Raw genomic sequence first — 24,489 nt, 5'->3', positions numbered from 1 at the left:
GATCAGGAGAGATTGCAATGAGCAAGAAGACCCAGTCCACCGAAGGCGCCATGGTCGAATACGTCACCGCGATGATCGGCGGCCAGCTGTTCGGCCTGCCGATCTCCCGCGTCCAGGACGTGTTCATGCCCGAGCGCGTCACCCGCGTTCCCTTGTCCTCGCGCGAGATCTCGGGCGTCTTGAACCTGCGCGGCCGCATCGTCACCGTGGTCGACATGCGCGCCCGTCTCGGCCTGCCCAGGGACGAGGACGGCAAGACGCCGATGGCGGTCGGCGTCGACCTGCGCGGCGAATCCTATGGCCTCCTGATCGACCAGATCGGCGAGGTGCTGCGCCTGCCCGAGGACAGCAAGGAAGAGAACCCGGTCAACCTCGACCCCCGCATGGCCAAGCTCGCCGGAGGCGTCCACCGTCTCGACGGCCAGCTCATGGTCGTCCTCGACGTCGATCGCGTCCTCGAGCTCGCGCCCGAGATGATGGCGGCCTGATACGGCGGCATTGCCGCCGACGGCCAAGCAATTGGAAGGTCCCCGCAAAGGGGACAGGAAGCAGAGGTTCACATGCGCACTTGTCTCGTCGTTGATGATTCCAGCGTCATCCGCAAGGTCGCGCGTCGGATCCTGGAGGGCCTCGACTTCCAGATTCTGGAAGCCGAGGACGGTGAGAAGGCCCTGGAAGCCTGCAAGCGCGGACTGCCCGACGCCGTGCTGCTCGACTGGAACATGCCGGTGATGGACGGCTACGAGTTTCTCGGTCATCTCCGCCGCATGCCCGGCGGCGACCAGCCCAAGGTGGTGTTCTGCACCACAGAGAACGACGTCGCGCACATCGCGCGTGCGCTGCATGCCGGCGCCAACGAATACATCATGAAGCCTTTCGACAAGGACATCGTGACGGCGAAATTCCAGGAAGTCGGCTTGATCTGAGCGAACCCCCGGAGGCTGGACGGCTCCTTCGGCGTTTGTTTTCAACTAAACCGTTTCAGTCTGAGTTGGTGAGTAATGAGTGTGGCGTTCGCAGGTAATTCGACCATGAGCCCGTCGCGTGAGGCCGGGCCGCTGCGGGTGATGATCGTCGACGATTCCGTCGTCATACGCGGTCTGATCTCGCGCTGGATCGGAGCCGAGCACGACATGGAGGTCGCGGCGTCGCTGCGCACCGGGCTCGATGCGGTCAACCAGCTCGAACGCATCAACCCCGATGTCGCCGTGCTCGACATCGAGATGCCCGAGCTCGACGGCATCTCGGCGCTGCCGCAGCTCCTGGCGAAGAAGCGCGATCTCGTCGTCATCATGGCTTCGACGCTGACCCGCCGCAACGCGGAGGTCAGCTTCAAGGCGCTGTCGCTCGGCGCGGCCGACTACATTCCGAAACCGGAATCGACGCGTGAGACCTCCGCCGCCGATATCTTCCACCACGATCTGATCCAGAAGATCCGCCACCTCGGTGCGCGGCTGCGCCGGAAGCCGGCAGTGGCCAGTCCGCCGCTGGCGCCCGCGAGCCCCGCTGCGCCCATTGCGCGTGCACCTGCCGTGGCGCGACCCATAGCGCCCGCACCGGCCGTGCATGCCTTGTCGTCGGGCTCGCTCTCCACGCGTCCGTTCTCGACCCAGGCGCCGAAGGTGCTGCTGATCGGCTCCTCCACCGGTGGCCCGCAGGCGTTGATGACGCTCGTCACCGAGCTCGGCCCCGTCATCGACCGCTTCCCGGTGCTGATCACCCAGCACATGCCGCCGACCTTCACCACCATTCTCGCCGAGCATCTGGCGCGTTCGAGCCGCCGTCCGGCAGCCGAGGCTGTCGATGGCGAGCCCGTGAAACCTGGTCGCATCTATCTCGCGCCGGGCGGCAAGCACATGCGCGTCGTGCGCAGCGGCACGGAGGCCGCGATCGCGCTCGACGACGGTCCGGCCGTCAATTTCTGCAAACCTGCGGTCGATCCGCTCTTCACCTCCGCCATCGACATCTGGCACGGCAACATCCTGTCCGTGATCCTGACGGGCATGGGCTCGGACGGCATGCGCGGCGGCAAGGACATCGTCGCCGCCGGCGGCAGCGTGATCGCGCAGGATGAGGCCTCCAGCGTGGTGTGGGGCATGCCGGGTGCGGCGGCCAACGCCGGCATCTGCGCGGCGATCCTGCCGCTCAACCAGATCGGCGCGAAGGTCAACCGCCTGTTCGCGGGAGACCGTTCGTGACGCCGGCGGACTACGACTATCTGCGCAAGTTCCTGAAAGAACGTTCCGGTCTCGATCTCTCGCCCGACAAGCAATACCTGGTCGAGAGCCGATTGCTGCCGCTGGCGCGCAAGGCGAGTCTATCAGGCATCTCCGATCTCGTTCTCAAGATCCGGAACGGCGACGGCCGGCTTGCGACCGACGTGGTCGAAGCCATGACCACCAACGAGACCTTCTTCTTCCGCGACAAGATCCCGTTCGATCATCTGCGCGACGGCATCATGCCCGGCCTGATCCAGGCCCGGGCCGCGCGCAGGAGCTTACGGATCTGGTCGGCGGCGTCGTCGACGGGGCAGGAGCCGTACTCGATCGCGATGTGCCTGAAGGAGATGGGGGCTGCACTCGGCGGCTGGCGTATCGAAATCGTCGCCACCGATCTGTCGCAGGAAGTGCTGGAGAAATCGAAGGCCGGCGCCTACAGCCAGTTCGAAGTGCAGCGCGGCCTTCCGATCCAGTTGCTGATGAAATACTTCACCCAGGCGAGCGATGTCTGGCAGCTCAATGCCGATGTCCGCGCGATGGTGCAGTTCCGCCAGCTCAACCTGTTGCAGGACTTCTCCCATCTCGGCACGTTCGACGTGATCTTCTGCCGCAACGTGCTGATCTATTTCGATCAGGACACCAAGGCCATGATCTTCGAGCGCATGGCGAAGGGCCTGGAAGCCGACGGCACGCTGCTGCTGGGCGCTGCCGAATCCGTGGTCGGCATCACCGACGCGTTCCGCCCGATGTCCGATCGCCGTGGTCTCTATCAGCTCAACCCCGCGCGCTCGGGCCGACCAATGGGCGGACTGATGCCGCAGCCGCTGAAGGTCGCCGCGGCGCGGTGATCTACAAAATCGCGTGCGGCAGAAACCGCGAGCTGTTGCCCGTGATCGGGCTCTCGTCCTCGCGGATCGAAAGCCCGCACGGTTCGTGGTTCACCAGCCAGCTCCCCACCACCGGATAGACGCCGGAAAAATTCGGCAGCGGTGAGAGCGCCTGGCGCACGAAGCCTTCGGCGCCGTAAGGGCCGGCGTGCTCGTCGAGTGACATTCCGCTCGATACCAGCGTGACATTGGCGCCTTCGCGCGACAGCAAGGGCTTGCGGACGTAGGAGCTGCCAAGCTCGGCGGCGCGCGGGTCGTCCTCGAAGAAGGCCGGCAGCAGATTGGGGTGCTTTGGAAACATCTCCCACAGCAGCGGCAGGATGCCCTTGTTGGAGAGCATCGCCTTCCACGGCGGCTCGATCCAGCGCGTCGGTGCACCCTTGAGCTTGGCGCCGAAGGCGTCGTGGAACATCCACTCCCAGGGGTAGAGCTTGAAGACCAGCTCCATGTCGTTGTTATCGAGATCGACGAAGCCGCCGGTCTCGTCGCGCCAGCCGATCTCCTCGATGTCGAGCAGCGTGGTCGAGAGGCCCGCCTGGCGCGCGGTGTCTTCGAGATAGGCGAGCGTACCGGCGTCTTCCTCGTTGCCGGTGGTGCCGGTGAGGTGCAGGTGCTTGTTTGCGGCAATGTCCTTCCATGCCGCGATCAGGCGCTCGTGGATCGAGTTGAACTGGTCGGCGCGTGCGGGGATGATGCGGCGCTCGATGGCCTGTTCGAGCCAGGTCCATTGAAACACGGCAGCCTCGAAGATCGAGGTCGGCGTGTCAGCATTGTATTCGAGCAGCTTTGCGGGGCCCGCGCCGTCGAATTTGAGATCGAGCCGGCCGTAGAGGCTGCGGTCGTCGCGCTCCCAGCTCTCGGAGATCAGATCCCAGAACGCTTCCGGAATCTTGAGCCGCCGCAAATGGCGCTCGTCGCCGATCACGTGCCCGGCGAGTTCCAGGCACATCGCGTCGATCTCGCCGGTTGGCGTCTCGATGCCGCGCTCGATCTCGTCGAGCGTGAATGCGTAATAGGCGCGCTCGTCCCAATAGCGCTCGCCGTCGATGGTGTGGAAGGCGAAGCCGCATTGCTCGGCGGTTTGTTGCCAGTCGTCGCGCTCGGGACAGGTGATGCGCTGCATGTGTCAGCGGCCGCCGTGTCCGCCATGACCATGACCGTGCCCGCCATGGCCGTGCATGCGATGCAGCGTGCCGCCGAAGCCGCCATAGCGCGGCCGGCAATACGGCTGGCCGTCGATGCCGGGCACGGCTTCCAGCCCGTAGCCGCAGGGACGATCCCGCCTGGTGAATCCCATCGAGGCCGCGCTGACCGCGGCGCTTCCCATCAGCGTAAGCATGACCCTTCGCGAACGTTTCATCATGTGTCCTTCCGCGCGCTTTTAAAGCAGACCGGCGCGCGGCGTTGAATTCAAAACCGCGCGCGTCAGCTGCCGCCCGAAAAGGCGTGTGCAAACGAGCCGAAGCCGCCACGAGTGACGCCGCCGGAGCCCCCTTCAGGCGATCCACCCGACGAGGAATGACTTGAGGAGTCGCTGCTGTAGAAGCTCGATCGCGACGACCAGTGCGAACTGCCTGATGAGCTGCGGCTGCTGCTGCTGCAGTTGGTGGTCGCCGGTGCCGGCGTCGTTGCGCCGGGAGGCGTCGTCCCGGCAGGCGCGGGATCGCAAGCCTGCCGCGGCATCAGCATGAAGGCGGTGCTGCCCACCGCGATGGTGCCCATCACCAGCAGCGCGACATGGCCCGAGCGCTTCACCGGTTCGCGCGGGGCCGGCGGCACGGGGGCGGGCCTGCGCTTGCCGAAATCCTTGGTGGGAGGCTTGGCGGCCATATCAGTAGATCATGCAGGCGGCGTTCAGCAGGCCGGCTGCGAGCGAGGACAGGCCGAGCCAGATGGCGGGCGCGAGCTCGCCGGCGGCGATCCGTCCCGACAGGTTCGGCACCGGGATTTTCACGATATAGAAAACCGCGACCTGCACGATCAGGGCGATGAAGGCCCAGACCAGGCAGTCCAGCACATTGGCGGAATGTGCGATCGCGCTGAACAGCGGCGCTACGAAGCCGAGCAGGCTGAGGCCGAGCGCGATCGCTGCGGCAGGATCGTTGTCCCGGATCAGCTGGAACTCGTTGTGCGGCGTGATCCGCGTGTAGACCAGCAGATATGCCACTATCGCGATCAGCCCGGTGCAGAAATAGACCAGGAAGGCGGGCAGGCCGGCGAGCGATTGCAGGATCATGGGGAGGTCCAACCTTGGCGCCGGCGAATTCTGGCACGATCGCTTAGTCGCCGCAGCGGGCCGACAGGTTCGATCCCCAGAAACAAGCCCGCTCTGCGACGTACCCGCGCACCGCACAAATTTTCGGGCCGGATGAGACATGCTTCACAAATGCGTCTCGAGGTTGTGTGTGATAAACTGAGCCATTGTTCTACGGCCGCCCTCATTTCGATCGGCCGCGCTCATTCGAGGGATGCTTCGTCCAGATCAAGACATTGTTGAGTGAGGCTCAAAATGCCTGTTGCCGAATACGAAGATTTCGAGCTCGAGATCGGCTCCGATCTGCCGGCGGGCGGCGGTCCTCAGCAATATTACGGCCGGGTCGTCAGGTCGCCGGCCGGCGAGGCGCCGAAGAGCCAGGTGAAGTTCTGGTTCTCGGCGCCCGGTGAACTGGCGAAGCTGCGCGGCGAGCTGGAAAATGCCGTGCTCGAGATCGACGAGAAGAACCGCCAGGGCCCGACCACGCGCGGCGAGCAGGTGCTGCGCGATTTCGGCCGCGGTGTGTTTCGCAGCGTCTTCACCGACGTGCCCTCGATCCAGCGGATCTACGAGCGCAGCAAGGGCGCGGCGCAGGATCTGAGGATCAAGCTGCGCATCGAGTCGGCCGATCTCGCCGGACTGCCCTGGGAATATCTCTACGACGAAGACGACATGCCGGGCTTCGTCAGCCTCACGCGCCCCATCGTGCGCTATCTCGAGACGGCCGGCGGCGTCAGCCGGATGGGCGTCAAGGGACCGCTGCGCATCCTCGGCATGATCTCCGATCCCTCGACCAGCGAATGGCCGAAGCTCAACGTCGTCAAGGAGCGCGACCGCATCAACAAGGGCATCGATGCGCTCCAGCACGAAGGCAAGGTCGATTTCCAGTGGGTCCCCGGCGGCACCGGCAAAGACCTGATGAAGAAGCTCCTGGAAGGCGACTGGCACATCTTCCACTTCATCGGGCATGGCGGCGTCGAGGAAGCCTCGCCCGGCGCCGGCGCTAGCGGCTTCGTCGTCATGGTCGACGAGGACGGCAAGCCGGTGAAGAAGTTCGCAACCGACCTCGCGATGATGCTGACGGGAGCAAAGCGCAGCCTGCGCCTGATCGTGCTCAATTGCTGCGAGAGCGCCAGGATCAACGTCGGCGACCGCTTCGGCAATCCGGCGATCGGGCTGATGAAGACGGGATGGCTGCCCGCCGTGGTGGCGATGCAGTTTCCGATCACCGACAACGCCGCGATCTCGATGTCGGAGGGATTTTACGCGGCGCTCGCCGGCAACCGGCCGATCGACGACGCGGTGACGCTCGCGCGCAAATTCATCCAGGAGAAGTCGCGCGTCGAGTGGGGAATTCCCGTCCTCTACATGCGCTCGCCGGACGGCCGGATCTTCGACGTCGAAGCGCCGCAGCCGCCGGTCGCTCCACCCGAGGCGGCGCGCCCCTCGAAGGAGATGCTGCAACAGCGCCGCGATGACTTCATGGAGGCGCTGCTGATTGCCCCGACGACGGTCGAGGCGCTGGAGGACTTGACCCGGCGCGGGCAGGAGTTGCACGGCCTCCTCGCCGACGATGCCGAACTGTCGACCCGGCTCGCAAAGGTCTATTTCGATCTCGGCACGCTTCAACACAAGCAGAAGCAGATCCCGAAGGCCGCCGCGAGCTTCGCCTACATGCTCAAGCTCGATCCGGCCAAGCCGGAGTATTTCGTGCGAAGAGCAAATTTCAACGTGACGGTCGGTCTCTACGAGAACGCGCTGAGCGACATCACCGAGGCGATCAAGCTCAAGCCGAAGAACGCGGAGTTCTACTGGATCAAGGGCATCGTCAGCATGACGGCCGCCGGCACCGACGACAAGCGCGGCTATGTCGAGGAGGCGATCAAGGCCTTCGGCACGGCGATCGCGACCAACGAGAACGAGCCGAAATATCTGGTGTCGCGGGCCAATGCCTACGCCCAGATCAAGGACGTGGTGAAGGCCCAGAACGATATGGACAGCGCGATTGCGCTGGCCCCGGACAATATCGATCTCCTGGTCCAGAAGGCCAAGATGGTTGCCCAGGCTGCGTGACGCTTCACGCCGGTCGCCGGATGCCGCTTTGTCCGGTGCGCCTTTCAACAGCGAACCCTAGCAATAGGAGTTCATCGTGTCGCTTGCTCAAGTCGTAGAACCACTGAATGCGATCTTCGAATCGTTCGGCGGACCGCTTCTGGTCGTGCTGTTCTACTGGTTCAGGTTTCACACGCTGAAAGGCACCCGCTCGTTCACGACGCGGCCGCTGTTTCTGTTCGGCCTTGCCGTCTTCACCACGCCGTTCCTGGTGGTCTATGCCGTTCTTCCCGGCAAGCTCTCGCCGCTCGCCGCGGTCTGGCTGCTGATGTTCGCCTGGCTGATTCCCGTCGCGCCGAAGGTGTGGCGGAAATTCTGTCAGGAGCTGGCCGGCATTCCCGTCAGCGCGTTCGCCCTGCGCGACGCGCTGGCTGCAGCTCCGTTCCAGGTCGGTCCGGACGACATGCCGAGCCTTCAGCGCAAGCTGTCCAGGGTCGGCTACCAGGTCGACGATTTCCGCGCCACGCAATCGACCGCGATCCAGTCGCGCTTCCTCAAGATCTCGGCGCTGATGCTCCATTTCGAGCGCTGGGCCGCCGATCATGATGCCTTCATGGAGCGCAATTCCGATCTCTATGCGGAGCTGCTCGCGGTCTACGATTCGCTCTGCTTCCGCACCGTCCGCGTGCTCAAGAGCAGCGCCGAGATCTACGGTGCGATCATGGAGGACAGCCATGTCGAGCCTGACGACTGGCAGGCGCTCGACAAGCTCTCGACCCGCCACACCGTGGTCAGCCAGCTTCAACTCGCGGCCCAGACCGCGGCCGGATGCATGCTGGAGGATCTGCGCAAGGACATGGATTCCCTGCTCAACAATCTGCTGCTGTTCGCAGCGCGCGCCGCGCTCGCCGGCGAATGGACGCTCGGGCGCAGCAGGCAGAGGCTCGGGGCGATCGGCTTCACGCTGGAGCCGGCTCCGCCCGGCATCGCGAAATTTGTCGCGGTCGCGGCGGGCTTCGGCTTCGTCTGGTGCCTCGCATGGCTGCTCGGCTCAGGCAAGATCGTCCACATGCCCGGAGACCAATATGTCGGCATGATGCGGACGCTGCTGATGACGCCCCTGTACCTGATCGTGAACTTCTGGCTGGTCTATTATTTCAAGCGGCAATACGCGTTCGCGAACGAGACCATTTTCGGCCGGCTGCCAATCGGCTTCATCCTGACGGTCGGCCTCTGGAGTGCCCTGATCCTTCTCCCCGTCCAGGCGGCGTTCGACTTCTACCAGTTCCCGCAGAAGCCCTATCTCGACGTGGTCCTGCACGAATTGCCGCTCCTGATCTTCCCCTGGGGAATCGCGGCGATGGCGGCGCTCCTGGTGCAGGACTCGACCTGGGGCAGGCGGTCGCGGAAGACGCGGCGGATGCGCGATGGCCTCGTCTTCGGTGGCGGCATGACGGTGCTGCTGTGGTTGCTGCTGGCCATCCACCAGGTCAGCCCGATGCCTGTGATGGAGGTCGTCGACAACGTCTCCGGCTGGACGTTCTTCTGGTCCTTCGTGCTGCCGACCTTCGCGTTCGGATTCATCATCGGCTACGCGTTGATCGCCTGGCTGCGCGAGGCGGCATCGCGCGTTCCGGTCAGGAACGCGGTTATGGCCAGCCCAATGCTCGCGGGCGCCTGACCACGCCCCAAAAAAACAAAACCCCGCCATTTGCGGCGGGGTCCAGGCTGGGAGGAGCGAGCCCGACAAAGGCTCGCGGCGTAAACCCAGGGATCAGGCGGGGATGCGCTCGTCGGCCTCGTGCGGCTCGCGCAGCACGTAGCCGCGGCCCCACACGGTCTCGATGAAGTTGCGTCCCTCGGATGCGTTGGCGAGCTTCTTGCGGAGCTTGCAGATGAAGACGTCGATGATCTTCAGCTCGGGCTCGTCCATGCCGCCATAGAGGTGGTTGAGGAACATTTCCTTGGTGAGGGTCGTACCCTTGCGGAGCGAGAGCAGCTCCAGCATCTGGTACTCCTTGCCGGTCAGGTGCACGCGCTGGCCGCCGACTTCGACCGTCTTGGTGTCGAGGTTGACGACGAGGTCGCCGGTCTGGATGACCGACTGGGCATGACCCTTGGAGCGGCGCACGATCGCGTGGATGCGGGCAACCAGCTCGTCCTTGTGGAAGGGTTTGGTCATGTAGTCGTCGGCGCCGACGCCGAGACCCTTGACCTTGTCCTCGATGCCGGCGAGGCCGGAGAGGATCAGGATCGGTGTCTTGATCTTGGAAACCCGAAGCTGCTTGAGCACGTCGTAGCCCGACATGTCCGGCAGGTTGAGGTCGAGAAGGATAATGTCGTAATCGTATAATTTACCGAGATCGACGCCTTCTTCCCCCAAATCGGTCGTGTAGACGTTGAAGCTCTCAGACTTCAGCATCAGCTCGATCGACTGCGCGACGGCGCTGTCATCTTCAATCAGCAAAACGCGCATGCCAGTTCCCCATAGTCGCCGCTCCTGGGCGTCAGGTCGGCCGCATTCGCGGCACTCAACAAAACGCCTTTGAACAACTGATTCGGATCCTGACAACAGATGGTTAACAAATCCTGATTCTGGAACGCAAGTCCCCCCGGTGCAATTTTTGTCGAATCGCCCTAAGGTCTTGCGCGCGAAGCAGCTTTCGTTATCCGGCTCCGTTCAAGTTCCACTTTAAGAGACGGGCCTAACCGACTCCCGCGACTCAGCCTTCTTCTGAAGGGGAGTCACGCTCAGTCACAAAGACAGTGACGCAATGATTAATGATGCGGGTAAACACGAAGTTAAGCGGCGTTCAGAAATATGGCGAAATTTAAGGGTTTCGCCGCGAAGGCCCGGATATCGAAGGCGGTCCACCTTAATGAAGGCCCTCTCATGAAGGCGCTCTCTCGATGAAAGCCCTTGCCGAACAGATCGGCGATATCGACGGCGTCAATATCTACGGCCGTGTCGTCGGCGTTCGCGGCCTGATGGTCGAGGTGGCCGGCCCGATCCACGCGATGTCGGTCGGCGCGCGGCTCGTGATCGAGACCGGCGCCAACCGGTCGATCCCCTGCGAGGTGATCGGCTTCTCCGGCAACAACGCCGTCGTGATGCCGTTCGCCGGCCTCGACGGCGTGCGTCGCGGCTGCAAGGCCGTCATCGCCAACGCGGCCAATCTGGTACGTCCGTCGGCCGCCTGGCTCGGCCGCGTCGTCAATGCGCTGGGCGAGCCGATCGACGGCAAGGGGCCGTTGCCGCAAGGCGCTTCGCCGATGCCGTATCGCAATTCGCCGCCGCCGGCGCATTCGCGCAAGCGCGTGGGCGCGCCGCTCGATCTCGGCGTGCGCGCGATGAACACCTTTCTCACCTGCTGCCGCGGCCAGCGCATGGGCATCTTCGCCGGCTCCGGCGTCGGCAAATCGGTGCTGCTGTCGATGCTGGCGCGCAACGTCGATGCCGCCGTCAGCGTCATCGGCCTGATCGGCGAACGCGGCCGCGAGGTGCAGGAATTCCTGCAGGACGATCTCGGCGAGGAGGGGCTGGCGCGCTCCGTCGTGGTGGTCGCGACCTCCGACGAGCCGGCCTTGATGAGGCGGCAGGCCGCGTATCTCACGCTCGCGGTCGCCGAATATTTTCGCGACGAGGGCCAGGATGTGCTCTGCCTGATGGATTCGGTGACGCGCTTCGCCATGGCCCAGCGCGAGATCGGCCTGTCCGCCGGCGAGCCGCCGACCGCCAAGGGCTACACGCCGACCGTCTTCACCGAGCTGCCGAAGCTGCTGGAGCGCGCCGGCCCGGGCCTCGGCGAGGGCGCCATCACCGCGATCTTCACGGTGCTGGTCGACGGCGACGATCACAACGAGCCTATCGCGGACGCCGTCCGCGGCATCCTCGACGGCCATATCGTGATGCAGCGCTCGATCGCCGAGCGCGGCCGCTACCCCGCCATCAACATTCTCAAATCCGTCTCCCGCACCATGCCGAAATCGGCCGACCCGCAGTTCTGGCCGACCATCCAGAAAGCACGGGCGGTGATGGCGACCTACGCCGACATGGAGGAGTTGATCCGGCTGGGGGCCTATCGGGCCGGCTCCAGCCCCGAGGTCGACGAGGCGATCCGCCTGCACGAGCCGCTGGAGGCGTTCCTGCGCCAGCGCAAGGACGAAAATGCATCACTTGCGGACGGCTACCGCCAGTTGGCGCAAATCCTCGGGAATTTGGAAACGGAACGCTAACTTTGTCCCGTCATCATCCGATCCCACAGAGTAGTAGAGCCGGTCTTGGCCTTAACGGGGCCTGTGGGGAGACCGGTGCCGTCCCACGTGCAGCCAAGGGACTTCTGGGGAGTACGAGTCGATGAAGTCACGTGATACCCTCATCCGCCTGAAGAAGTTTCAGGTCGACGAGAAGCGCCGCCGGGTCGCCCAGATCGAGTCCATGATCGCCGACTTCCAGCGGATGTCGGTGGATCTTGAACGCGAGATCCAGACCGAGCAGGACCGCGCCGGGATCAACGATCCCTCGCATTTCGCCTATCCGACCTATGCCAAGGCCGCCATCCAGCGCCGCGAGAACCTGACCCGCTCGGCCGACGAGCTGAAGGGCCAGCTCGAGGAAGCCAAGGCCGCGCTCGGCGAGGCCTTCGAGGAGTTGAAGAAGGTCGAGCTCCTGGACGAGCGCGACCAGGCCCGCGAGCGCGCCGAGGAAAATGCCCGCGAGCAGGCCGATCTCGACAGCATCGGCTTGATGCGTTCCCGGATCGGCGCCGTCGCGTAAGCGGCCGCCGGCGACAAAACCCTTGCGAATTTGCGAGCCCGGACCCGCAAGGTCCGGGTTTTTGCGTGCGCTGTCCACAGCGTGGCACCCCGCCTCTTGGTGACGGGCTTGGCCGCGCGCTATGGTAGCGGGAATGAATGCTGTGCCAGCGACGGCGGTGTCCACCTCTCCCTTGGGAGCGGTCGGCGCGGAGCGCCGGGTGAGGGGTTGCGGTCTCCCGTCAGCTCTCCGATTTGCTGCGCAAATCGACCTCTCTCCGTCGGGGAGAGGTTAGAGGGATGCGACTGGGCCGCGCGTTGGGGGGCTGAATGCTGACGCCAGCAGAGCTGGTCGGGCTGATTGAGGCGGTGGCGAAGCGCGATCAGGCCGCGTTCGAGCGCCTCTACGCCGCCACGCGCGCGAAACTCTACGGCGTCGTCCTGCGTATCTTGCGCCGACAGGATCTCGCGGAGGAGGTCATTCAGGAGACCTACGTCAAGATCTGGAACAGCGCCGGCCAGTTCAATCCGACGCTGTCATCGCCGATCACGTGGATGGCGTCGATCGCGCGCAACCGCGCCATCGATGTCGTGCGCAAGAAGACCGAAGCCTCGCTCGAGGAGGAACCGCAGGCGATGGAGGTCGCCGCCGACAGTCCCGATCCCCTGGCGCGCCGGGAGATGTCCGAGGAATTGAAGCGGCTCCTGGAATGTATCGGTCGGCTCGAGCCGGACCGTCAGCGGCTCGTGCTTCTCGCCTACTACAACGGCTGGAGCCGCGAGCAATTGGCGGAGAAATTCGCAGCGCCCGTCAACACGGTGAAGACGTGGCTCCGGCGCAGCATGCTGGATATCCGGGAGTGCCTCGGGCTTTAGAGGATGATGAGAGTGGCACGAGCCAGAGCGGCAACGGCAGTTCACCTCTCCCCGTCGGGGAGAGGTGAAGGAAATTGAATTGATGGCCTACAGCGAGGACCATATCGCGCTCGCCGCGGAATATGCGCTCGGCACGCTCGATGCCGACGAGCGCGCGCAGGTCGCGACCATGATGGCGGTGGACGAGGAGTTCGCCGCAATCGTGCAGGCCTGGCAATTCCGGCTCGGTGCCCTCAACCAGATGGTCGGCACGATCGAGCCGCGGCCGATCGTGTGGGAGAACATCAAGCGCGAGATCGCGCAGGCCGTAGCGCAAGGCACGCCCGAGGTGCCGCCGGCGCTGTCGGATACGCTGCCGCCGTCACTGCCGGAGCTCTCTTCAGCGGAGCCTTCATCTCCAGAGCCTTCATCTCCAGAGTCGCCATCGCAGGAAGCTCCCTCGCTAGACGTGCAGCCGCCGGCGCCGTCCCAATCCGACTCCGATGCCATTCCTGAGATCTCCCCGCAATTCATTCCGCAGACCCATGCGCCAGATCCGAGCGTGACGCCCGCGACGCAGGTGCCTGTCGTCGACGACACCAACGTGATCTCCCTCGAGGGCCGCGTGAAGCGCTGGCGCACGATCGCCTCCGCCGTGGGTGCGCTCGCGGCCGCGCTGCTGGTGACGCTGTCGCTTCAGGTCTTCCTGCCCGATGCGCTGCCTGGCGCGCTGCGTCCTCCACCGCGCATCCAGACGGTCGAGGTGAAGACGCCGGCGGCGCCGCTGTCTTCGCCCGCGCAATATGTCGCGCTGTTGCAGGGGCAAAGCGGCGGTCCCGCCTTCATCCTCACCATCGATGGCGCGACCAAGAACTTCACGGTGCGCAAGGTCGGGGCGACGCCGGAGCCGGGCAAGAGTTTCGAGCTCTGGCTGATCTCCGACAAGCTGCCGCGACCGCGTTCGCTCGGCGTGATCGGCAGCAGTGATTTCACGGCGCGTCCTGTGCTCGCCGGTTACGATGCCGATGTCGTCAACGGCGCGACCTATGCCGTCACCGTCGAGCAGTCGGGTGGCTCGCCCAACGGCCAGCCGACCTCGGCACCGGTGTTCTCCGGCAAGCTGATCGAGACGGTGCCGCCGTCCCAGCCGCAGGTTCCGGCGAAGAAGTAGCCGCGACAGGCCTTTTCCTGTCGCCACGGTCCATTCTGTCGTCGCAATCCGACAAGTCCCTCCAAATCCTCATCCGATTTGAACCTCCGTCCGTTCCGCGGCGTCAAATGCCCGGAATTTGCAGTCGGCACGGCCGATCATGGTGCCGGGAAGGGGCTAGAAATCAGATGGATGCAGCCAAGCCGCCGGGCATCTTTATCCACCAATATGCAGGCCTGCCGCACGGGCCGGCGTTCGAACATTGGCGCGACCGGGCCCTGGGGGCCTGCGGCCTCGAGATCGGGCCGAGCCATGGCGACAGCATCGATTGCAGGCTGCAGGTCAGCTTGGTCGACAACATCACGCTCGCCATTCCCGAAGGAGCCTCCGCGCAATATTCGCGCACGCAGAGCGGTCTTGGCGATGGCAGCGACGATCTCGTGCTGATCGCCGCGCATGCGGGCCTCGTCAACGTCAGGCAGAACGGCCATGCCGTCGAGCTTGCGCCGGCCCAGATGGTGCTGGCCGACATGAGCATCACCGGCAGCGTCGGTCACACCGACGAGAACCGCTTCACCACCATCCGCATGCCGCGCCGCGCGCTGCTCGACATCAATCCGCGTGCCGAGGACAAGCTGTCGCAAGTTCTGTCGGACGGTGCGGTGGCCGAGACCATCTTCCGCTATCACGCGCTCGCCGCCCATCACGCGCCGCATCTCGACGCCGTCGGCCAGCGCCTCACCGCGCAGCACATGGTCGATCTCGTCGGCCTCCTGCTCGGCACCGATGCCGAGCACGCCGCGCTCGCGCGCGGTCGCGGCCATGCCGCGGCCCGTCTCGACCTCATGCGCGCCGATGTGATGGCGGCGCTCGGCCGTAACGATCTCTGCCTGTCCGAGGTCGCGACCCGCTCGGGCCTCAGCCCGCGCCAGGCGCAGCGGCTGTTCGAGCAGGCCGGCACCACCTTTACCGAATTCGTGCTCGAGCAACGCCTGCTGCAGGCGCGCAAACTGCTCGGCGACCCCCGCGCGCGAGCGCGCAAGATCAGCGACATCGCGCACTCCTCGGGCTTCTCGGATCTGTCCTATTTCAACCGTGCCTTCCGCAAGCGCTTCGGTGCGACGCCGTCCGAACTGCGCGAGGCCTGAGCCCGGATTTGCGCCGCGGCGCGCCGCGGCCGCATTTGGTCGATCCGGCTGAATGAGCTATATCTGTCGGCGCAAGGCAGATCGCCGGATTCCAGGGAATAGCGAAGTCAACGAACATGGCGCGTATCGTCGTGCTCGGCGCCGGATTTGCGGGCCTGTGGGCGGCCATCGGTGCCGCGCGCATGCGCGAGGCGATCGGTGAGGCCGGCCGCGACATCGAGATCCACCTCATCGACCGCAATCCCTACCACAACATCCGAGTTCGCAACTACGAGGTCGATCTCAGCGATGTCGCGCTGCCGCTCGCTCAACTGCTCGACCCTGTTGGTGTCACGCACGGTATCGGCGAGGTCGAGGCGATCGATCCGGCGCGGCGCCAGATCGCGCTGGTCACCGGCCGCGGCGAAGAGACGCTGAGCTACGACCGCCTCGTGCTTGCACTCGGCAGCGAGGTGATGCGTCCTGATATTCCGGGCCTCGCCGAACACGCATTCGACGTCGATACCTATGCCGCGGCGCGTCGACTGGAGGAGCATCTCACCTCGCTTGGCCACAGCGCACCGTCGCCGGGCCGGTCGACAATCGTGGTGGTCGGTGCCGGCTTTACGGGCATCGAGGTTGCCGCCGAAATGCCCGATAGGCTCATGCGCGCCGGCATCACTGGCAGCCGCCGCATCATCCTGGTCGATCCCAATCGCGCTGTCGGCGCCACGATCGGCGACCGCGCGCGTCCCGTCATCGAGACGGCACTGTCCTCGCTCGAGGTCGAGACGCGGCTCGGCGTGCGCGTCGTGTCGGTCGAGGCATCGGGCGTTCGCTTGAGCTCGGGCGAGTTCATCGCGGCGCAGACGTTGATCTGGTGCGCCGGCATGCGTGCGAGCCGGCGCGCCGAAGATTTTCCGGAGGCACGCGATCGGCTCGGGCGCCTCCTGGTCGATCCGTTCATGCGGATCGCGGATCTGCCCGGCGTCTTCGCCGCCGGCGACGTTGCGTCCAGCGTGGTCGATGGCCTGCATCCGACCGTGATGTCCTGCCAGTTCGCCCGACCCATGGGCCGCTTCGCAGGCCATAATGTGGTGGCCGATCTCGTCGGCCGGCCGATGCTGCCGCTCAGGATCGACTGGTACGTCACCGTGCTCGATCTCGGCGATTGGGGGGCGCTCTACACGGAAGGCTGGGATCGCGAGGTGCGGACCACTGGTCAGGCCGCGAAGGCGACCAAGCAGACCATCAACTGCAAGCGCATCTATCCGCCGCTGAGTGGCAGGAAGGACGATCTGTTCGCTGCCGCAGCCCCGACGGTGCAGGCACCGCCGCCGACTTACGGAGCATCGCGTCGTTGAACTGCGCGGCGGACTCAGCGGCGCTGCAGCATCCCGGCCCCGCAACGTGGAGCGCCAGAATTGACCCTGCGCATGCAGCGGCGGCGGCTCGCTTGTCACGGGAGCTCTCCGATCGCTCGCAGCTTGAGCTTGAGAATGAGAGTGGCTAAGCTCGCTACCGGAGAACGGCGAAAATATTCTAGTCGTCCTCCGTTGGTATAACTTAAGTCCTTTGCGGCCCCGCCTTTCGGGTGCCTTCATGGCACGTTGGGTGCGACAGCATTCCTCCGTTCTTCCCAAAGGCTCCGAAGGCGGGTCCTTTCTCGTTGATTGAAGAGCCGTCCTGGAGCCGGCGGCTCGGCTTCAGGTTCGAGCCAGATGTCTCTCAGGCCTTGGATGCCTTCCGGGCCCAGTCAACCGATCCCGTGGTCACAGGTATGACCTCTGCGACGTCGATCACGGGATGCACTTGTATGTCGTTCCAGAAAGTGAATTTCGAAACGAATGAAAGAATGACGGTTGGGTTGTTCGTCTCGACCAGGACGTAACCGGCATCACCGACCAGGTTCGAAACGAACGCGTGGACGTTGAGTCCATCCTCCGGCTTCCATTTGCTGAAGGCCGTAATGAGCCCTTCTGCCGTATTGAAGTTCTGCTCATGGCCGACACCATGCCGTATTTTGTAGTCGATCATGTACTTCATGATTTTTCTCCAATTGAATGATTTGCGCAATGGAGCACGCGTTGCCGGCGTTGCTCGGGTTCGATAACACCACAAACCCGTCGCTTCAGAAAGCTGGATTCCGACGCGGGGTTTGGGGGCAGCGATGTTACGAGACGACGCGCTTTCCGCGAAGTCCGTTCACGGTCCCTTGGCGGAAATCCCGGTGGCCGCGCGTGTGTCCGTCGTCGAGTAAAGAGAGGACCCTGCAGAGTCGGGTGCCATCGGCAGCTCGTGATCCGACGCAGACTCCCTGGTTTGGGCGACCGTTCGGGCCCGCGGGTGAACCAGACAAGCATCCCCAACAACTAATCGTGAGACGGGGCGAGCCTGCGCACGACGCGAGCGTGCCGGCGGATTGGTCGACCCCGACGGAGCAGCAGGGACGAACCTCATGCCATACATCATCGGGCTGACTGCCGTGATCGGCATCGTGGTTCTGCAAATGACCGGCGCGATTCCGATGGATGCCGTCGGTGGCGGGCTGGTGATCGCGGCGGCTACGTTTGCCGCCGCACTGGCGATCGCCGTCCACGAGGCGTGGACGAAGAAGCGTGGTGTGCTCGGCTGGATCGTCAACATCGTCGTCTCGTTTGCCGGCGCCTTCCTTGCCGCGCAGTTCGGCGGGCCGCTCGTCGCCATCCCACTCCTGATGCTCGTGGGCGGGGGCGGCACGTCGCTGGCGGCCGCGGGAGAGGGCGTGATGTCCGTCGCGCTCGTCCTCATCATGGTCGTGACGCTCGCGGGATCGTCGGGCGCGCTGTGGCTCGTGAACCGGCGGCGATGAGTTTCTCTCGGTGACGTCAAGGCGGTTGGGAAAAAACGGCAAAAGAGAAGGAACGGTGAAACGTGGATCGGGTTGATCGAGCACGTGGAGCGCTTCGATGGACAGAACCTCGATCTATGATGAGTTGAGCCGTGTTGAACGCGACGTGGTTGCAGGAGAGCGCCAGCTTGCAGAACAGGAGCGGCTGGTTCTCGACTTGAAACGGGACGGTCAAAATGCCGCAGGCGCTGAAAACGAACTGGAACGGCTGCGGAAATGCCAGCGCCTGCGCGATCAAGACCGCCAAAGGCTCCTGTCGCTCCTGCAGCCCTGACACGCGAACACACCGGAAGGGCATCTTCTTTGCCAGGGCCGCTTCCGGGACAGGGTCTGCCCTTGGTCGGCCTCATCCACGAGCCCTTGCGTTGCCTGACCGGCAAAACACCCAGCCTTGGGGCAACCCACTTCGCCAAAAATATTCCACTTTACCGAAATTCGGAAATGGCGTATGTGTCGCGGCAACCCGGCCCTTGGAAGAGGGGCGTATCGCGATCGTCACGACGCGGGCCGGGCTGTGGTGGACGTGGGTCTCATCGGCGCGAAGGGCTTTGCAGGGCGGGCAACCGTGAGCAAGACCATCGCGCACACGACCGGTGTGATCCGCGTACGGCAAAATCGTGTGGTCCTGGCGCCCGGAGCCTGTGCGCCAAGCCCTGTGGTGACGTGCGAGGTCCAACCGGACGCGCACATCAGCCATCCGCGGGGCGACGGGGGCAATAGTGCATCGCTCCCCGGGGAGATCGCGACATAAGCCGTCAAACCACTGCGCAGGGAAGGCCGGTTGTTGGGCTTCACCTGTATGCCGCTGTGCAGCCTCTTGTAGCGCAGATATCGCACAGTGGACCGCGGGTGCCAGGTCAGCACCCGGTCTTCCCTGCACCCTCTTTCATTTGAGGGTGAGGTGTTGAGGCAAAGCTCGGGCGGATAAAGCCGCGAGGATGATTATCCATGTCGAACGTTGAAAAAGGTCTCGTGCCCAGGACGCGGCGCAGCGACGCAAGAGCGTTGCAGCGCATCCGCGACACCAGAGGAGCGATTGGCGAGTTTGATGCGTGCGCGCTCGCGAGGGATCCCCAGACATGAGAAAGCGCCCGTGGGGGGCGGGCGCTTTCTGTAGTCGACTTGGGGTTGGGGTCGTCTACATATCCACGTGGCGACTTTGGGGGGCTGGTAAAGAGCCGCGTGAATTCCTGAAACTCAAAATCTCCTTATCGAACGAGCGATGCGTCCGAACTTGTGATCGCAACCGGCTTGCCGGCCTTGATGACGCGGGCGGTCTGGGTGAGGCCGTCGTCCGAACCCGTGCGGGCCGTAATGCCGAAGCCAGCAACCGCGATCCCTGCGACGAGGGCCACGACCACAATCTTCAAATGGGTCGAGCGATCTGCGCTGTAGATCGAGTGGTTCATGGAAGCCTCCTGCCGCCACCTACCCGAAGTAGTCGCCAGCCTGTTCAGGCAGGTTCATGCTTCCGGTGCCCAACAACCTAGTATTGGGCGGATTCGTTCCCAAGGGGCTATCACAAGAGCGTGATTGGACGTGAAAGATCGCGATCAAGAGCGAGGCTTGATCGTTCAATTCTATAATTATTTCAATGTCGTAATGTGCCAGCCGGGCGCCTTGTCAGCCTTTGGTCGACAGGGCGCCTGGAACTCAAAAACCATTTGCCTGTGGCCGAAAAACATACGGCTTCTTAAGGCAAATCAGATGCTTCCGACCGTTTTCAGCCTGGCCCGGGGATGGATTTCGGCCTGAGACAACACGGTCGTCTGGGCGCGGAATCGTTCGACCAGGGACCGGACGAAGGGACGAATTGCCGCAGAGGTCACCAGCACCGGCGCCTCGCCTTCGCGGGCGGCGCGCTCGAAGGCCTCGCGGACGGCGGTCATGAACTCCGACAGTTTCGAAGGCTGCATCGCCAGGCTCCGCTCCTCGCCCTGGCCGATGATGGATTCGGCAAAGGCCTGCTCCCAGCGCGCCGACAACGCGATCAGCGGCAGATAGCCGGCATAGGAGGTGTTTTGCGCACAGATCTGCCGGGCCAGCCGCGCGCGAACGTGCTCGACCATCGTGGCCGGGTTGCGCGAGAAGGCGAGCGAGTCGGCGATGCCTTCGAGGATGGTCGAGAGATCGCGGATCGAGATGCGCTCGGCCAACAGCAACTGGAGCACGCGCTGGATGCCGGAGACCGTGACCTGTCCGGGCACGATGTCCTTGACCAGCTCGCTCTGCTCCTTCGGCAGCTCCTTGAGCAGCTTCTGCACCTCGCCATAGGAGAGCAGGTCCGACATGTTGGCCTTGAGCAGCTCGGTGAGGTGGGTCGAGAGCACGGTTGCGGCGTCGACGACGGTGTAGCCCTTGAGCGACGCCTCTTCCTTGAGGCTGGCATCGACCCAGGTCGCGGGCAGGCCGAAGGTCGGTTCGGTGGTGTGGATACCGGGCACCTGCACCTGGCTGCCGCCGGGGTCCATGACCATGAACTGGTTCGGCCAGATCTTGCCGGTGCCGGCGTCGACCTCCTTGATCTTGATGATGTAGGTGTTGGCCTCGAGCTGGACGTTGTCGAGAATGCGCACCGCCGGCATCACGAAGCCCATCTCGATCGCCAGCGAGCGGCGCAGCGCCTTGATCTGCTCGGTGAGGCGGTCGGTGCCGTCGGGGCCGTTGACGAGCGGCAGCAGCGCATAGCCGAGCTCGATCTTGAGGTCGTCGATCTTCAGCGCTGCCGAGATCGGCTCCTCCGCGGCCGCGGCGCCCGGCGCGCCGGGCTGACCGCCAGCGGGCGTGGCCTTGGCGGCTTCCTCGGCCTTGACGGCAGTACGCTTGTGCTTGCGGGCCTGCCAGGCCAGCGCGCCGGCGCCGGCGCCGAGCGCGAGGAAGGGAATGGTCGGAATACCCGGGAGCGCCGCCAGCACCAGCATGACCGCCGAGGACATTGCGAGGGCCTGCGGATAGCCGGAGAACTGCTTCATCAGCGCCTTGTCGGCGGCGCCGGAGACGCCGGCCTTGGAGACGAGCAGGCCGGCCGCGGTCGAGACGATCAGCGCCGGCACCTGGGTGACGAGGCCGTCGCCGACCGTCAGCAGCGTGTAGCTGCGGCCGGCATCCGCAAAGGACAGGCCCTGCTGCGCGACGCCGATGATCATGCCGCCGACGACGTTGATGAAGACGATCAGCAGGCCCGCGATGGCGTCGCCCCGGACGAATTTGGAGGCACCGTCCATGGCGCCGAAGAAGCCGCTCTCGTCCTCCAGCGCCTTGCGGCGCTCCTTGGCGACCTTCTCGTCGATCAGGCCGGCCGAGAGGTCGGCGTCGATCGCCATCTGCTTGCCGGGCATGGCGTCGAGGTGGAAGCGGGCGGCGACTTCGGCGATACGGCCCGAACCCTTGGTGATGACGACGAAATTGACGATGATCAGGATGGCGAAGACGATGATGCCGATGACGAAATTACCGCCCATCACGAAGCTGCCGAACGCCTCGATGACGTGACCGGCCGCATCCGTGCCCTCGTGCCCGTGCGACAGGATCAGGCGGGTCGAGGCCATGTTGAGCGACAGCCGCAGCATGGTCGATATCAGCAGGATGGTCGGGAAGGCGGAGAATTCCAGCGGCGCCTGGATGAACAGCGAGGTCATCAGGATCAGGATCGAGAGCGTGATCGAGATTGCCAGGAACAGGTCGAGCACGATCGCGGGCAGCGGCAGGATCAGCACCACCAGGATGGTGAGGATGCCGAGCGCCAGCGCGATGTCGCCACGCTTGAGGATTGTGACGATTTCGGAGAGGGAGGGGATCCCCGGCTTGGCTGCGCCTACGCCCTGTCCCGCGGTGACGTCGACCATCGTAGCTGTCCCCCCGCGCGACTGCCGTCCGCGCGCCCCAAACGCCTGCGCGGCGGCCGATGGGCCGCCGTTCCGAAAGTGAGGCACCGCACTGGCGTCCACGGGAGCTCCCGTTCTACGCGGCTGACGACACTCGACTTCACCCGGCAATTCTTGCCGGGTGTATGGTTAGCAAAGGGTTAACGGAGGGGTGTTTGCAGGGGGCGATTTGGGCTGTGGTTCCGGGGCGGGCTCGCAGAGCCGAGCCCGGAACCTCGAGATTCCGGGCTCGATGCTTCGCATCGCCCCGGAATGACCGCTGAGGAGAAGGCCGACCCTATTTCGCCTTCTGCATCTTGGTGACGGTATACCCCGACGGAGCCTCCTCGGCCTCGAACGTCACCTTGTCGCCAACCTTAACCTGCTTGAGCATGGCGGGGTCCTTGACGCGGTAGACCATGGTCATGGGTTCGTCCATGCCGAGGCTCTTGGCCGGGCCATGCTTGAGGGTGATCTTGCCGGCGCCCTCGTCGATCTTCTTGACCTCGCCGCTGATGGAGGCGCCTTGCGCGAGCGCGCTCACGGTCAAGCCCAGCGTCAGCGCGAGCGCCGCGGCGATGCGGATGATCGGCTTCATATGTGTCTCCACTTGCTCATTTCACGGTGACGTGGCCGACCATGCCGTAGTCGCGATGGTCGGGGATCAGGCAGGAGAATTCGAACGTGCCGGCCTTGCTGAACTTCCAGACGATCTCGGCCGTCTTGTTCGGCGCCAGCCGCACCCCGTTCGGATCGTCGTGCTCCATATGCGGGTGCTTCTTCATCACCTCGGCATGCGCGAGATTCTCCTTCGTGGTGGCGAGCAGGAATTCGTGGTCCTCCTTGCCGACGTTGTGCAGCACGAAGCGGATCTGCTCGCCGCGCTTCACCTTGACGTTCGATGGCTCGTAGGACATCTCGCTCATTGCGATCTCGACGATGCGCGCGGGCTTGCCGGGATCGCCGGGCTCGCCGGCCGAGAAACCGTGATGGCCGTGACCCTCGTGCGCGAGCGCGGGTGCCGTCGAGAGCGCTGCAAGCGCAAGCGCGAGTTTGATCGTCGTCTTCATTGTGTTCTCCAGTTGGTCCTTCATCGAAACGCTCACATCTTCATCCTGCGCGCTGGCGTGCCCGGTTGCCGCGCCGGCTCCGCCGACGGCGAGGCGACCTCATAGGCGACGGTGCCTTGCGGGAATTGGTAGGGGCCGGGATCGCGATAATCGTCGCGCGCGAGGTTTTCGCGGATCTTCATCACCGTGAACATGCCGCCCATCTCGATCGGGCCGAACTGGCCCGCGCCCGACATCATCGGCAGCGTGTTGTCGGGGGCAGGCATCTCCATGTTGCCCATCGCCATGCCTGATTGCCCCATCACCATGGCGTCCGGCGCGAGCTTGCCAACGGCCTTTGCGAGATCCTTGCGCGAGACGCCGATCATGTTGCGCATGTCGTGCCCCATCGCATTCATGGTGTGATGCGATTTGTGGCAGTGAAACGCCCAGTCGCCGGGATTGTCGGCGAGCACGTCGAACACGCGCACCGCGCCGACGGGCACGTCGGTGGTCGTCTCCGGGTACTGCGCGCTCTCGGGAATCCAGCCGCCGTCCGTGCAGGTCACGGCAAAGCTGTGGCCGTGCAGATGGATCGGATGGTTGGTCATGCTGAGATTGCCGATGCGCACGCGCACCTTGTCGCCGAGCCGCACCGGCAGCGGGTCGATGCCGGGAAACACCCGTGCATTCCAGGTCCACATGTTGAAATCGGTCATCTCGTTGACGCGCGGCAAATACGTGCCGGGATCGACGCGATAGGTGCTCATCACGAAGACGAAGTCGCGGTCGACGGGCCGGAAGCTTTGATCGCGCGGGTGCACGACGACCATGCCCATCATGCCCATCGCCATCTGCACCATCTCGTCGGAGTGCGGGTGGTACATGAAGGTCCCGCTCTTCTTCATCTCGAACTCGTAGACGAAGGTCTTGCCGGGCTGGATGTGCGGCTGGGTCAAGCCGCCGACGCCGTCCATGCCGCTCGGGACGATCATGCCGTGCCAGTGCACGGTGGTGTATTCGGGCAATTTGTTGGTGACGAAGATGCGGACCTTGTCGCCTTCGACGGCTTCGATGGTCGGTCCCGGCGACTGGCCGTTATAGCCCCAGAGATTGACCTTCATGCCCTCGGCGAATTCGCGCACCACGGGCTCGGCGACGAGATGGAATTCCTTCCAGTCGCCGTTCATGCGGAACGGCAATGTCCAGCCGTTGAGCGTGACGACGGGGCGATAGTCGGGGCCGCTGGCAGGGTGCAGCGGCGGCTGCATGACCGCCCTGTCCATGGTGGGCGCGTCCGGGATCGATGCGGCCTGGACGCGGCCGCCGACGGCTGACGCGCCGACAAGCGCGGCGGTGCCCAAAAATCCGCGGCGGGAAAACATGTT

The 24,489-nt window shown here is 64.5% G+C and carries 25 protein-coding genes; 14 read left to right on the top strand and 11 right to left on the bottom strand.

Annotated elements, in window-relative coordinates; all coding sequences use genetic code 11:
• Positions 1–17: 17 nt before the first annotated feature.
• From XH90_RS28560 to XH90_RS28545, 4 genes are all read left to right on the top strand, one after another.
• Positions 18–488, top strand: a complete 471-nt coding sequence (locus XH90_RS28560; RefSeq protein WP_194477609.1) for a chemotaxis protein CheW — start codon at positions 18–20, stop codon at positions 486–488.
• Positions 489–560: 72 nt separating this feature from the next.
• On the top strand, positions 561–926 hold the full coding sequence (locus tag XH90_RS28555; protein WP_007600538.1) for a PleD family two-component system response regulator: 366 nt from the start codon (positions 561–563) through the stop codon (positions 924–926).
• Positions 927–1,001: 75 nt separating this feature from the next.
• Positions 1,002–2,198 (top strand): chemotaxis response regulator protein-glutamate methylesterase, encoded by a 1,197-nt coding sequence (locus tag XH90_RS28550; protein ID WP_194477608.1) that lies wholly within the window; start codon positions 1,002–1,004, stop codon positions 2,196–2,198.
• Positions 2,195–3,067 (top strand): protein-glutamate O-methyltransferase CheR, encoded by an 873-nt coding sequence (locus XH90_RS28545; RefSeq protein WP_194477607.1) that lies wholly within the window; start codon positions 2,195–2,197, stop codon positions 3,065–3,067. Before XH90_RS28550 ends, XH90_RS28545 begins: the two co-directional genes overlap by 4 nt.
• A gap of 1 nt (position 3,068) precedes the next feature.
• Here XH90_RS28545 and XH90_RS28540 read toward each other — a convergent pair whose 3' ends face one another.
• The 4 genes from XH90_RS28540 to XH90_RS28525 form a co-directional block, all read right to left on the bottom strand.
• Positions 3,069–4,229, bottom strand: coding sequence for a glutathionylspermidine synthase family protein (locus XH90_RS28540; RefSeq protein WP_194477606.1), 1,161 nt, complete (start codon positions 4,227–4,229; stop codon positions 3,069–3,071).
• A gap of 3 nt (positions 4,230–4,232) precedes the next feature.
• On the bottom strand, positions 4,233–4,469 hold the full coding sequence (locus XH90_RS28535) for a hypothetical protein (protein ID WP_246755612.1): 237 nt from the start codon (positions 4,467–4,469) through the stop codon (positions 4,233–4,235).
• Between the two features lie 62 nt (positions 4,470–4,531).
• Positions 4,532–4,936, bottom strand: coding sequence for a hypothetical protein (locus XH90_RS28530; RefSeq protein WP_194477605.1), 405 nt, complete (start codon positions 4,934–4,936; stop codon positions 4,532–4,534).
• 1 nt (position 4,937) lies between these two features.
• The gene (locus XH90_RS28525; protein ID WP_128953712.1) at positions 4,938–5,342 is read right to left on the bottom strand and encodes a DUF350 domain-containing protein; all 405 of its coding nucleotides are present in this window, start codon (positions 5,340–5,342) and stop codon (positions 4,938–4,940) included.
• Between the two features lie 273 nt (positions 5,343–5,615).
• Here XH90_RS28525 and XH90_RS28520 point away from each other — a divergent pair, with 273 nt between their 5' ends.
• Together XH90_RS28520 and XH90_RS28515 are read left to right on the top strand one after the other, a co-directional pair.
• Positions 5,616–7,433: a CHAT domain-containing protein gene (locus tag XH90_RS28520; protein ID WP_194477604.1), complete on the top strand. Its 1,818-nt coding sequence runs from the start codon at positions 5,616–5,618 to the stop codon at positions 7,431–7,433.
• Positions 7,434–7,509: 76 nt separating this feature from the next.
• A complete protein-coding gene (locus XH90_RS28515; RefSeq protein WP_194477603.1) occupies positions 7,510–9,093 on the top strand; it encodes a hypothetical protein in 1,584 nt (527 codons plus the stop codon).
• A 93-nt stretch (positions 9,094–9,186) separates the two neighbouring features.
• Here the strand turns inward: XH90_RS28515 and ctrA are convergent, their stop codons facing one another.
• Positions 9,187–9,888 (bottom strand): response regulator transcription factor CtrA, encoded by a 702-nt coding sequence (ctrA, locus tag XH90_RS28510; RefSeq protein ID WP_016848562.1) that lies wholly within the window; start codon positions 9,886–9,888, stop codon positions 9,187–9,189.
• A 434-nt stretch (positions 9,889–10,322) separates the two neighbouring features.
• On the opposite strand from ctrA, the gene fliI reads away from it, so the two are divergent.
• From fliI to XH90_RS28480, 6 genes are all read left to right on the top strand, one after another.
• Complete coding sequence (gene fliI, locus XH90_RS28505; protein WP_194477602.1) at positions 10,323–11,648, top strand: flagellar protein export ATPase FliI; 1,326 nt, start codon at positions 10,323–10,325, stop codon at positions 11,646–11,648.
• 121 nt (positions 11,649–11,769) lie between these two features.
• Positions 11,770–12,189: a flagellar export protein FliJ gene (gene fliJ, locus XH90_RS28500; protein ID WP_092302166.1), complete on the top strand. Its 420-nt coding sequence runs from the start codon at positions 11,770–11,772 to the stop codon at positions 12,187–12,189.
• A gap of 308 nt (positions 12,190–12,497) precedes the next feature.
• The gene (locus XH90_RS28495) at positions 12,498–13,043 is read left to right on the top strand and encodes a sigma-70 family RNA polymerase sigma factor (protein ID WP_194477601.1); all 546 of its coding nucleotides are present in this window, start codon (positions 12,498–12,500) and stop codon (positions 13,041–13,043) included.
• Positions 13,044–13,125: 82 nt separating this feature from the next.
• On the top strand, positions 13,126–14,193 hold the full coding sequence (locus XH90_RS28490; protein ID WP_194477600.1) for an anti-sigma factor domain-containing protein: 1,068 nt from the start codon (positions 13,126–13,128) through the stop codon (positions 14,191–14,193).
• A 167-nt stretch (positions 14,194–14,360) separates the two neighbouring features.
• Entirely contained in the window at positions 14,361–15,320 is a 960-nt protein-coding gene (locus XH90_RS28485) for an AraC family transcriptional regulator (protein WP_194477599.1), read from the top strand.
• 116 nt (positions 15,321–15,436) lie between these two features.
• On the top strand, positions 15,437–16,663 hold the full coding sequence (locus tag XH90_RS28480; protein WP_194477598.1) for an NAD(P)/FAD-dependent oxidoreductase: 1,227 nt from the start codon (positions 15,437–15,439) through the stop codon (positions 16,661–16,663).
• Between the two features lie 364 nt (positions 16,664–17,027).
• On the opposite strand, the gene XH90_RS28475 is transcribed toward XH90_RS28480, so the two are convergent.
• A complete protein-coding gene (locus tag XH90_RS28475) occupies positions 17,028–17,345 on the bottom strand; it encodes a DUF3303 domain-containing protein (RefSeq protein ID WP_194477597.1) in 318 nt (105 codons plus the stop codon).
• Positions 17,346–17,757: 412 nt separating this feature from the next.
• Between XH90_RS28475 and XH90_RS28470 the strand changes: the two genes are divergently transcribed.
• Together XH90_RS28470 and XH90_RS28465 are read left to right on the top strand one after the other, a co-directional pair.
• Positions 17,758–18,150 carry a hypothetical protein gene (locus XH90_RS28470; protein WP_194477596.1) on the top strand — a complete coding sequence of 131 codons (393 nt, stop codon included), beginning with the start codon at positions 17,758–17,760 and terminating at the stop codon, positions 18,148–18,150.
• A 97-nt stretch (positions 18,151–18,247) separates the two neighbouring features.
• A complete protein-coding gene (locus XH90_RS28465) occupies positions 18,248–18,463 on the top strand; it encodes a hypothetical protein (RefSeq protein ID WP_194477595.1) in 216 nt (71 codons plus the stop codon).
• Positions 18,464–19,397: 934 nt separating this feature from the next.
• Here XH90_RS28465 and XH90_RS28460 read toward each other — a convergent pair.
• The 5 genes from XH90_RS28460 to XH90_RS28440 form a co-directional block, all read right to left on the bottom strand.
• Positions 19,398–19,598: a hypothetical protein gene (locus XH90_RS28460; RefSeq protein WP_194477594.1), complete on the bottom strand. Its 201-nt coding sequence runs from the start codon at positions 19,596–19,598 to the stop codon at positions 19,398–19,400.
• A 294-nt stretch (positions 19,599–19,892) separates the two neighbouring features.
• Positions 19,893–22,034, bottom strand: a complete 2,142-nt coding sequence (gene flhA / locus XH90_RS28455; protein WP_194477593.1) for a flagellar biosynthesis protein FlhA — start codon at positions 22,032–22,034, stop codon at positions 19,893–19,895.
• 316 nt (positions 22,035–22,350) lie between these two features.
• Positions 22,351–22,650, bottom strand: a complete 300-nt coding sequence (locus XH90_RS28450) for a copper-binding protein (protein WP_194477592.1) — start codon at positions 22,648–22,650, stop codon at positions 22,351–22,353.
• A 16-nt stretch (positions 22,651–22,666) separates the two neighbouring features.
• A complete protein-coding gene (locus XH90_RS28445; protein WP_194477591.1) occupies positions 22,667–23,122 on the bottom strand; it encodes a cupredoxin domain-containing protein in 456 nt (151 codons plus the stop codon).
• 32 nt (positions 23,123–23,154) lie between these two features.
• Positions 23,155–24,486 carry a copper oxidase gene (locus tag XH90_RS28440; protein WP_194477590.1) on the bottom strand — a complete coding sequence of 444 codons (1,332 nt, stop codon included), beginning with the start codon at positions 24,484–24,486 and terminating at the stop codon, positions 23,155–23,157.
• Between the last annotated feature and the right edge of the window lie 3 nt (positions 24,487–24,489).

The sequence above is a fragment of the Bradyrhizobium sp. CCBAU 53338 genome (genome assembly GCF_015291665.1).
Classification (GTDB): Bacteria; Pseudomonadota; Alphaproteobacteria; order Rhizobiales; family Xanthobacteraceae; genus Bradyrhizobium.
This window is presented reverse-complemented; position numbering and strand designations above follow the sequence as displayed.

Excerpts from the sequence above, each read along its gene's own strand:
- XH90_RS28560 (WP_194477609.1), top strand. The coding sequence starts at position 18 with ATGAGCAAGAAGACCCAGTCCACCGAAGGCGCCATGGTCGAATACGTC.
- XH90_RS28555 (WP_007600538.1), top strand. The coding sequence starts at position 561 with ATGCGCACTTGTCTCGTCGTTGATGATTCCAGCGTCATCCGCAAGGTC.
- XH90_RS28550 (WP_194477608.1), top strand. The coding sequence starts at position 1,002 with ATGAGTGTGGCGTTCGCAGGTAATTCGACCATGAGCCCGTCGCGTGAG.
- XH90_RS28540 (WP_194477606.1), bottom strand. The coding sequence starts at position 4,229 with ATGCAGCGCATCACCTGTCCCGAGCGCGACGACTGGCAACAAACCGCC.
- XH90_RS28535 (WP_246755612.1), bottom strand. The coding sequence starts at position 4,469 with ATGATGAAACGTTCGCGAAGGGTCATGCTTACGCTGATGGGAAGCGCC.
- XH90_RS28530 (WP_194477605.1), bottom strand. The coding sequence starts at position 4,936 with ATGGCCGCCAAGCCTCCCACCAAGGATTTCGGCAAGCGCAGGCCCGCC.
- XH90_RS28525 (WP_128953712.1), bottom strand. The coding sequence starts at position 5,342 with ATGATCCTGCAATCGCTCGCCGGCCTGCCCGCCTTCCTGGTCTATTTC.
- XH90_RS28520 (WP_194477604.1), top strand. The coding sequence starts at position 5,616 with ATGCCTGTTGCCGAATACGAAGATTTCGAGCTCGAGATCGGCTCCGAT.
- ctrA (WP_016848562.1), bottom strand. The coding sequence starts at position 9,888 with ATGCGCGTTTTGCTGATTGAAGATGACAGCGCCGTCGCGCAGTCGATC.
- fliI (WP_194477602.1), top strand. The coding sequence starts at position 10,323 with ATGAAAGCCCTTGCCGAACAGATCGGCGATATCGACGGCGTCAATATC.
- fliJ (WP_092302166.1), top strand. The coding sequence starts at position 11,770 with ATGAAGTCACGTGATACCCTCATCCGCCTGAAGAAGTTTCAGGTCGAC.
- XH90_RS28495 (WP_194477601.1), top strand. The coding sequence starts at position 12,498 with ATGCTGACGCCAGCAGAGCTGGTCGGGCTGATTGAGGCGGTGGCGAAG.
- XH90_RS28490 (WP_194477600.1), top strand. The coding sequence starts at position 13,126 with ATGGCCTACAGCGAGGACCATATCGCGCTCGCCGCGGAATATGCGCTC.
- XH90_RS28485 (WP_194477599.1), top strand. The coding sequence starts at position 14,361 with ATGGATGCAGCCAAGCCGCCGGGCATCTTTATCCACCAATATGCAGGC.
- XH90_RS28480 (WP_194477598.1), top strand. The coding sequence starts at position 15,437 with ATGGCGCGTATCGTCGTGCTCGGCGCCGGATTTGCGGGCCTGTGGGCG.
- XH90_RS28475 (WP_194477597.1), bottom strand. The coding sequence starts at position 17,345 with ATGAAGTACATGATCGACTACAAAATACGGCATGGTGTCGGCCATGAG.
- XH90_RS28470 (WP_194477596.1), top strand. The coding sequence starts at position 17,758 with ATGCCATACATCATCGGGCTGACTGCCGTGATCGGCATCGTGGTTCTG.
- XH90_RS28465 (WP_194477595.1), top strand. The coding sequence starts at position 18,248 with ATGGACAGAACCTCGATCTATGATGAGTTGAGCCGTGTTGAACGCGAC.
- XH90_RS28460 (WP_194477594.1), bottom strand. The coding sequence starts at position 19,598 with ATGAACCACTCGATCTACAGCGCAGATCGCTCGACCCATTTGAAGATT.
- flhA (WP_194477593.1), bottom strand. The coding sequence starts at position 22,034 with ATGGTCGACGTCACCGCGGGACAGGGCGTAGGCGCAGCCAAGCCGGGG.
- XH90_RS28450 (WP_194477592.1), bottom strand. The coding sequence starts at position 22,650 with ATGAAGCCGATCATCCGCATCGCCGCGGCGCTCGCGCTGACGCTGGGC.
- XH90_RS28445 (WP_194477591.1), bottom strand. The coding sequence starts at position 23,122 with ATGAAGACGACGATCAAACTCGCGCTTGCGCTTGCAGCGCTCTCGACG.
- XH90_RS28440 (WP_194477590.1), bottom strand. The coding sequence starts at position 24,486 with ATGTTTTCCCGCCGCGGATTTTTGGGCACCGCCGCGCTTGTCGGCGCG.